Annotated in this window: 9 protein-coding genes; 7 read left to right on the plus strand and 2 right to left on the minus strand. The window is 37.9% G+C overall.

What is annotated here, in order from left to right:
- Positions 1–2 precede the first annotated feature (2 nt).
- The 4 genes from R2R28_RS22710 to R2R28_RS22725 all read left to right on the plus strand — a co-directional run bounded on the left by R2R28_RS22710 (position 3) and on the right by R2R28_RS22725 (position 3,532).
- Complete coding sequence (locus R2R28_RS22710) at positions 3–797, plus strand: undecaprenyl-diphosphate phosphatase (RefSeq protein WP_316827942.1); 795 nt, start codon at positions 3–5, stop codon at positions 795–797.
- Positions 798–823: 26 nt separating this feature from the next.
- Positions 824–1,555, plus strand: coding sequence for a tRNA pseudouridine(55) synthase TruB (truB, locus tag R2R28_RS22715; protein WP_316827943.1), 732 nt, complete (start codon positions 824–826; stop codon positions 1,553–1,555).
- Positions 1,552–2,412, plus strand: a complete 861-nt coding sequence (locus tag R2R28_RS22720; RefSeq protein ID WP_316827944.1) for a YitT family protein — start codon at positions 1,552–1,554, stop codon at positions 2,410–2,412. Before truB ends, R2R28_RS22720 begins: the two co-directional genes overlap by 4 nt.
- A 133-nt stretch (positions 2,413–2,545) precedes the next feature.
- The gene (locus tag R2R28_RS22725) at positions 2,546–3,532 is read left to right on the plus strand and encodes a bifunctional riboflavin kinase/FAD synthetase (protein ID WP_316827945.1); all 987 of its coding nucleotides are present in this window, start codon (positions 2,546–2,548) and stop codon (positions 3,530–3,532) included.
- A 53-nt stretch (positions 3,533–3,585) separates the two neighbouring features.
- Here R2R28_RS22725 and R2R28_RS22730 read toward each other — a convergent pair whose 3' ends face one another.
- Positions 3,586–3,939 carry a PIN domain-containing protein gene (locus R2R28_RS22730; protein WP_316827946.1) on the minus strand — a complete coding sequence of 118 codons (354 nt, stop codon included), beginning with the start codon at positions 3,937–3,939 and terminating at the stop codon, positions 3,586–3,588.
- Positions 3,921–4,172, minus strand: coding sequence for a hypothetical protein (locus R2R28_RS22735; protein ID WP_316827947.1), 252 nt, complete (start codon positions 4,170–4,172; stop codon positions 3,921–3,923). The genes R2R28_RS22730 and R2R28_RS22735 overlap by 19 nt, the downstream gene beginning before the upstream one ends.
- A 156-nt stretch (positions 4,173–4,328) precedes the next feature.
- Between R2R28_RS22735 and R2R28_RS22740 the strand changes: the two genes are divergently transcribed.
- The 3 genes from R2R28_RS22740 (at position 4,329) to R2R28_RS22750 (ending at position 8,128) form a co-directional block, all read left to right on the plus strand.
- On the plus strand, positions 4,329–4,670 hold the full coding sequence (locus tag R2R28_RS22740) for a hypothetical protein (protein ID WP_316827948.1): 342 nt from the start codon (positions 4,329–4,331) through the stop codon (positions 4,668–4,670).
- A gap of 88 nt (positions 4,671–4,758) precedes the next feature.
- The gene (locus R2R28_RS22745; RefSeq protein WP_316827949.1) at positions 4,759–6,972 is read left to right on the plus strand and encodes a cation:proton antiporter; all 2,214 of its coding nucleotides are present in this window, start codon (positions 4,759–4,761) and stop codon (positions 6,970–6,972) included.
- 121 nt (positions 6,973–7,093) lie between these two features.
- Positions 7,094–8,128 carry a DUF2157 domain-containing protein gene (locus tag R2R28_RS22750; RefSeq protein ID WP_316827950.1) on the plus strand — a complete coding sequence of 345 codons (1,035 nt, stop codon included), beginning with the start codon at positions 7,094–7,096 and terminating at the stop codon, positions 8,126–8,128.
- Positions 8,129–8,326 lie beyond the last annotated feature (198 nt).

An 8,326-nucleotide genomic window follows, 5' to 3' on the forward strand; every position in this document is an offset into this window, starting at 1 on the left:
ATATGAACGCTTTTGAAGCCATTGTCCTTGCCGTTGTTGAAGGATTAACCGAATTTTTACCTGTATCAAGCACCGGTCACATGATTATTGCCTCATCATTGATGGGCATTGCATCTGAACCATTCGTGAAATTATTTACCATTGTGATCCAATTGGGTGCAATACTTTCTGTATTGGTACTTTACTTTAAAAGGTTCTTTAAATCGATCAATTTCTATATCAAATTATTGGTAGCTTTTATACCGGCAGCAGTATTTGGCCTGTTATTGAGCAAAAAAATTGATGAATTATTAGAAAGTCCGATGGCTGTAGGCATTTCCCTGTTGGTTGGAGGTGTTATTTTATTATTTGTTGATAAATGGTTTAACAAACCAACGGTAGAGGAAGAAGAAAAAATAACCTATATAACCGCACTAAAAATCGGTTTTTTTCAATGTATTGCCATGTTACCAGGTGTTTCGCGTTCAGGCGCAACCATTGTTGGTGGTATGAGCCAGAAATTAAGCAGAAAAGTTGCTGCAGAGTTTTCATTCTTCCTTGCTGTTCCTACCATGTTTGCTGCAACAGCTAAAAAACTATACGATTTTTACAAAGAAGGACATACCATTACACACGATCAGACTAACTTTTTAATTATTGGTAATGTTGTCGCTTTTATTGTGGCGCTTTTGGCCATTAAAAGCTTTATCGGTTACCTGAACAAACATGGTTTCAGGGTTTTTGGATGGTACAGAATTGCTGCGGGTTTAATTATTATTATCCTCTTATTAAGCGGCCATAACTTACAAATTATATAATCCGTATCTTTGCGCAAAAAAGATTTGTGAGCACCGAAAATTCAAAATTTAAAGATTTCAATTTTGCCGAAGGCGAATTGCTTTTAATCAATAAACCCTACAAATGGACCTCGTTTGATGTGGTTGGCAAAATCCGTAATTCTTTAAAACCATTAAAACTAAAGGTTGGTCATGCCGGCACTTTAGATCCATTAGCAACCGGCCTGTTAATCATCTGTACTGGCAAATTAACCAAACAAATAGACACTTTTCAGGCTCAAGAAAAAGAATATACCGGTACAATGATTTTGGGTGCCACCACTCCATCATTCGACATGGAAACGGAGGTAGATCAAACTTTCGACATTAGTAACACTACCGAAGAAGAAATTTATGCCGCCTGTAAACCTTTTATTGGCGATATCGAACAATATCCACCTGCCCACTCAGCAGTAAAGGTAAACGGCGAACGTTTATACGTAAAAGCAAGATTGGGCGAAGAGGTCGAACTCCGCAAACGTTTTGTAACTGTTCCCGAATTTGAAATAACACGGATCGAATTGCCTGAAATCGACTTCAGGATTGTATGCAGCAAAGGGACTTATATCCGCTCCTTAGTATCCGATTTTGGCAAGCAATTAAACAGTGGCGCTTACCTTTCTAAACTTACCCGCACCCGAAGTGGAAACTTTTTGCTTAAAGATGCGTTTGAGGTATTAGAACTTGTTAATTATATTCGTAGCAAGAAAGAAGAAGCTAAAACTGAAACAGAGGCATGAACCACATTAAAAATAGGAACACCAGGTTTATAAAAGAAATTCTTTTAATTATTGCAGGTGTAACTTCAGCATGTTTTGGCTTAAAAAGCTTTTTAATGCCCAGCCATTTTATTGATGGTGGTGTTACGGGTATTTCCCTTTTGTTAAGTACCCTAACAGGCTGGAATTTATCCTATCTTATTGCCATCATCAACATTCCGTTCGTTATTTTAGGTTACAGGCAAATTGGTAAAGGTTTTGCCATTAAAACCGCCATTGCCATCGCTGCCCTTTCTATTGCATTAATTTTTCTTCCCTTTCAGCCCATTACGCACGATAAATTACTTATTGCTTTTTTTGGCGGTTTATTTTTAGGCGGGGGGATAGGTTTGGCCATGCGTGGTGGCTGTGTAATTGATGGAACCGAGGTTTTGGCGCTTTACATCAGTAAAAACAGTATTTTAACAGTAGGTAACATCATCCTGATTTTAAATATCATTATTTTTGCCTTCGCTGCTTATTTCCTAAACATCGAAACTGCATTGTACGCCATTTTAACCTATTTATCCGCTTCCAGCACCATCGATTTCATTGTAAACGGAATAGAACAATATACCGGTGTTACCATTATTTCCGAACATCAGGAAGCCATTAAAGGTTTCATTATCAACGAAATGAAACGAGGTGTTACCATTTACAAAGGCGAAGGTGGTTATGGCGAAAAGAAAGATATCGACATCATTTTTACCGTAGTAACCAAGCTGGAAATGAGCAAATTACAAACGGCTATCCGACAGATTGATTCGGATGCTTTTGTGATACAACAACAAATTGCCGATTTAAAAGGTGGAGTGGTAAAACGCCACGCCTTACACTAATAAATAATAAAAATTTGGGCATGCCCCTAAGCTACGCAAAGGGTCGGGCTGTACGCTAAATCCCCGAAAAAAATCGGGTGATACCGCTTCCATCCCTCATGCAAAACCCAGATCAATAAAATAGATTTTACCATTGAAGATATACAACAACCTTTCGGATTTTAAAAAATTAGATAATGCCATTGTAACCATTGGCACTTTCGATGGTGTACATTTCGGACATCAGAAAATCATTAAACAGCTGGTAGAAAAGGCAAAAGCCGATAATGGGAAAAGTGTAATTTTAACTTTCTTCCCCCACCCTCGTATGATCATCGATCCCGAAAACCAGGATTTAAAAATGATCAATACCATTAATGAAAAAGCCGATATTTTAAAAGGTTTAGGTGTGGATCATTTGATTATTACGCCGTTTACCCGCGATTTCTCTAACCAATTACCAGAAGATTATATCAAAAATACATTGGTTGATAATATTGGCACCAAACACATTATTATTGGTTACGATCACCGTTTTGGTAAAGATCGTTCCGGCAATTTAAGTGATTTAAAAGCTGCTGGTTTACACTTTGGCTTTACTGTTGAGGAAATTATGGAGCAAGACATTCACGATGTGGCTGTAAGTTCTACCAAAATTCGCCAGGCACTTTTAGCTGGCGATGTGGGTTTGGCCAACGATTACCTGGGTTATCCATTTTCCATCTTTGGGAGGGTAATTAAAGGCGATAAAATTGGCAGAACAATCGGCTTCCCAACAGCGAATATCTTTGTAGAAGAAACCTATAAATTAATTCCAGGTGATGGTATTTACGCGGTTACCGTAGAAATAGACTCCGAAGTCCGGAGTCCGGAGTCCGAAGCCCTAAACCCTAAACCTTCAACCTTAAACCTTAAACCTTACGAAGGTATGGCCTACATTGGGCAACGCCCAACCATTAACGGGATGACGAGAAACATTGAAGTGAATATTTTCGATTTCAACCAGGAAATTTACGGACAGGATATTAAAATGAACTTTTTAAAATTCTTGCGCCATGACGTAAAATTTACCGGATTAGCAGCACTAACGGTTCAATTGCAAAAAGATAAGGAAGCAACTTTGGCTTATTTTAACGGGTAAATTATTTTTCTTAATACAAAGCCAGATCGTTTATAAATTTAAAATCTTTTAAATTATAGGTAAACAGCCTTAGTTTTGTTTCTATTGCGGTGGCTGCAATTAGTGAATCGGCTATTGGAAAGACCATGGCTTAATTTAAATTCTTGTATCAAACTGATGGCTGTTAGGTTTATCCTTTCATTGATCAGTACAATACTAAACCTTTTGAGTTTTTTGTTAATAATACTAAGATCAATTTTATTGTTAGCACCACATAGCAGTTCCATTTTAGTAACGGATGAGATGATCACATTATCCAGTCCTATAACCGATTCTATTGCCGCTGTTGCAGATTCATTCCGATTTTTATTTTTATCAAAATAATCTATCAATACATCGGTATCACAAATTATTTTTTCCTTTGCCATGCACTATTTCTCAATTCTTGAGCATCTAGATCTTTTCCGGTAAAAACATCATGTAATTCAGCAATATCGATCTTAGGATCCCCGATAATAATTGGAATGCCGTTAATGCTGGCATCTTTTTCTGCCACTGTTTTAATTTTATGATCAGAAACAGAGAAATTTAAATATTTACCCAATTCCTTAAGTGCCTCCAGCGTTTTATTACTTTTATATTTGATGGTTACTTCTTTCATTAGATTTATTTTTCAATGTATATACAAATTTAATCAATATTTTTATAATAACATGCTGTTTACCTGATGTCAAATGGGTATCAAGATTAAAAGTCAAAGCCCGTTTTAATCAGATTTTCCTTTCAAAAAAGCCTTATTTTCGTTACATTAGCGGCAATGAGGCTTTTTTACATCATTTTCTTTCTTTCCATCTCCATAAACTTTGCGGCCATCGCATCGCAAGGAAAAAGAAGTGATGCGGCATTAAAAAACACCAAAATCATTTCCATTTCGTGTAAAAAAAATATTAAATTTAATCAGGATAACGAGCGTTTACAAAAGGATTTTATCAATAGTTCTATTGTAAAAACAGTATCAAATGCCTGTATCCTACTGTCTTTTTTGCTATTCCTGCTTTTAAAGAACAAAATCGTCAATACCAAAGTTGTAATCAAGAGATTAAAATATAATTATTGGTGCCTGTTTAAGATGCTCTATCCAAAACATGTTTTTTGGTAAGTAATTTCATTTATTGAAATTTTAATAAATGTCGGGCATCTGCAATGTCCGAAAATAGATTATTTAACATCATTACCCATTTTTATAGATGCATTTACCTGATTTAATTGCCGATTTAGGACTAATTCTTGCCGCCGCAGGAATAACCACACTCATATTTAAAAAAATTAAACAGCCCCTCGTTTTGGGCTATATACTGGCCGGCCTGTTGGTTGGTTCTCACCTGGATTTTTTCCCATCCGTTACTGATACCAAAAGCATTAACATTTGGGGCGAAATTGGTGTAATTTTCCTCTTATTCAGTTTAGGTTTAGAATTTAGTTTCAAAAAACTGGTTAAAGTTGGTGGCTCTGCCTCCATTACAGCCATAGTAAAGGTTTTATTTATTATCCTGGCCGGTTACCTGGTGGGTAAAGCCATGGGCTGGAAAGATATGGACAGCCTGTTCTTAGGTGGGATTTTATCCATCTCATCAACCATGATTACCATTAAAGCCTTTGAAGAACTGGGCCTGAAACATAAAAAGTTTGCAGGCCTGGTGTTTGGAGTTTTAATTGTAGAAGATCTGGTTGCCATTTTGTTATTGGTGCTATTTTCTACACTGGCCGTAAGCCAGCAATCGGCAGGAACAGAAATGTTGTATTCGATCTTAAAGCTGGCTTTCTTTCTGGTTCTTTGGTTTTTAGGCGGAATATTCGTGGTACCATCATTTCTTAAAGCCACCAAAAAATTAATGAATGATGAGACAATGTTGGTCGTTTCGTTAGCTTTATGTTTAGTAATGGTATTACTGGCCGATAAAGTTGGCTTCTCCCCTGCTTTGGGTGCATTTATTATGGGTTCAATTTTAGCTGAAACTACGCAGGCTGAAAGAATCGAACATTTAACCAAATCGGTAAAAGATTTATTTGCGGCGGTGTTCTTTGTTTCTGTCGGGATGCTGATCGATCCATCCATGCTGGTTAAATATGCTGTTCCAATTTTAGTGGCGACCACGGTTATTATTTTTGGTAAAATATTATTTACCATTTTAGGCGCTTTACTTTCCGGTCAGCCTTTAAAAACCTCGGTACAATCAGGCATGAGTTTGGCGCAGATTGGTGAGTTCTCGTTCATTATCGCTTCGCTGGGTTTAACCCTTAAAGTAACCAGCGATTTTCTTTATCCTATCGCAGTGGCTGCAGCAGCCATCACAACCTTCACCACACCATACCTGATTAAGTTATCAGAGCCTTTTTATCAATATTTAAACCGTGTTTTACCAAAAAAATGGCTGGATGGAATTGAAAGATATAGCTCAAGTACCGAAGGGATTACCACCCTAAGCGATTGGAAGGTTTTATTGCGATCATACATCTTTAATACCATTATCCACTCGGTAATTATCATTGCGATAATCTTTTTAGCTTACCGGTACGTACAACCCTTTATTGTAAGCAATATTGCCAATAGCTTAACATCTATTATCATCAGCGTGGTGGTGTCGTTCATCTTAATGTCGCCATTTTTATGGGCATTATCCATCCGAAGGATCCAAAGAACGGCCTATTCTCACCTCTGGTTAAATAAAAAATATACACGGGGGCCACTGATTGCAATCGAATTTTTCAGGATTGCGCTGGGGATTTTTTTTGTTGGCTTTTTGATGTACGAATTTTTCGACACCTGGATAGCTGCCGTAATTGCACTAGGATTGATTATCCTCGGAATGGTCATCTTCTCGCGAAAATTACAGTCGTTTTACGATAAGCTGGAAAGACGTTTCATGCTGAATTTAAATGCACGCGAGAACCAAAAACCGGATATTTTACCATGGGATACCCACTTAACTGAACTTAGGGTTTCTCCTGAATCGGAAGTAGTTGGTAAAACGCTTACCGAATTGATGATCAGGGAAAAATATGGTGTAAATATTGCCTTAATTGAACGTGGAAGGAATAACATCCCAACGCCCGGAAGAGACGAAAGGCTTTACCCTAACGACAAATTACTGGTGATTGGTGCCGATGATCAGTTAGCTGCTGTTAAAGCATTGCTGGAAATTGATACGCCCGAAATTGCCGAAGAAGATAACTTCCCGAATAAAGAAATGACGCTGCAAAAAGTGGTGGTTCACGCCGAATCGCCGGTTTATGGATTAAGCATCAGAAACGCAGGCATCCGCGAAAAGGCACAGGCCTTGATTGTTGGTATTGAACGTGGTGCCGATAAGATATTGAATCCTTCCTCTGAATTTATTTTTGATACGGGCGATGTGATTTGGATTGTAGGGAACAATAAGAAGATTAAAGAGGTGATATAAAGTCCGAGGTCGGGAGTCCGAAGTCCGGAGTTTAACTGCACGAAAAATCTGTGGTTTTGCTTTCGGGTCTCGGACTTCTGACTTCCGACCAAAAAACCTATCTTCGTATATAACCTAACCTATGAAAGTCGATAGAGAAAAGAGTGAGTTTCTTGATGATATGATCGAGCAATGGCAAAGCGATGGAATTATTAACGAAGAAACCGGAAATAAACTCCGTAAAAGCTATGAGGCTAAAAATTTCGACTGGCTGCGTTTGGCGCAGTATGCTTTTTGGGTTGCTTTAGCCTGTGGTTTTATAGCACTCGGTTCATTATTGATTGATAATTCGATTTTAAATTACCTAAAAAGAGTTTATAACACTCCAAATATCGTAATTGCCCTAGTTTCTGGCGGGTTGGCTGCATGGCTTTACATCCTTGGTTTCAGGCGGAAAAAGAAACTGGCGCATTTAAAGTTTAGTAATGAAGCAATCGTTTTTTCGGCCATTTTACTTACCGCAAATGCCATAGCTTATTTCGGAAAAACATTTGATAATGGTTCGGGTAATTTCTCCGTACTCATACTTTTATCTGTATTTATTTATGGTGTTTTAGGTTTTATTTTTAATTCGCGTTTAATCTGGATTTTTGCTTTAATTTCTTTAGGTGCCTGGTTTGGTACCGAAACGGGCTATTTAAGCCGCTGGAATTATTATTTTCTGGGCATGAACTATCCTTTGCGTTTTGTGGTTTTTGGCGGCGCACTAACCTCGGCATCGTTTATCATGAAAGCTTTTCCCAAAACACAAAACTTTTTTCAGGTTACCTATATCGCGGGCATGGTTTACCTATTTGTATCACTTTGGGCATTATCGGTATTTGGCAACTTTGCCAGCTTAGAAGAATGGTATACCGTGAGACAATTGAGTTTGTTTTACTGGGCATTAATTTCCGCAGCTATCTGTGTGACGAGCACCTTGTTTGGCTTAAAATACCACGACGACATCGCCCGGGAATTCGGCATTACATTTCTCTTTATTAACCTATACACACGTTATTTCGAATACTTTTGGGACAGTTGGCATAAAGCTTTATTCTTTTCGGTATTGGCAGCTTCTTTCTGGCTAATTGGCAGAAAGGCAGAGAAGATATGGAATGTGGAGTTTTTGAAGTAGCTAATAACGGAATAGATTGCTTCACTCTCTCCTCACTAGCCCATTGCTTCGGTTCGCAATGACGAACTATTTTTTGTATACACCGTCATTGCGAGAAGGCTTTTTCAGCCGACGAAGCAATGACGAGTTTTCTATTGGAGTCTGTCAATGTTAGCAAAGTACAACGCAGCCAATAGATCTGTCTAGAGATAGATCTAT

Source organism: Pedobacter miscanthi, assembly GCF_032678605.1.
GTDB classification, from domain to species: domain Bacteria; phylum Bacteroidota; class Bacteroidia; order Sphingobacteriales; family Sphingobacteriaceae; genus Pedobacter; species Pedobacter miscanthi_A.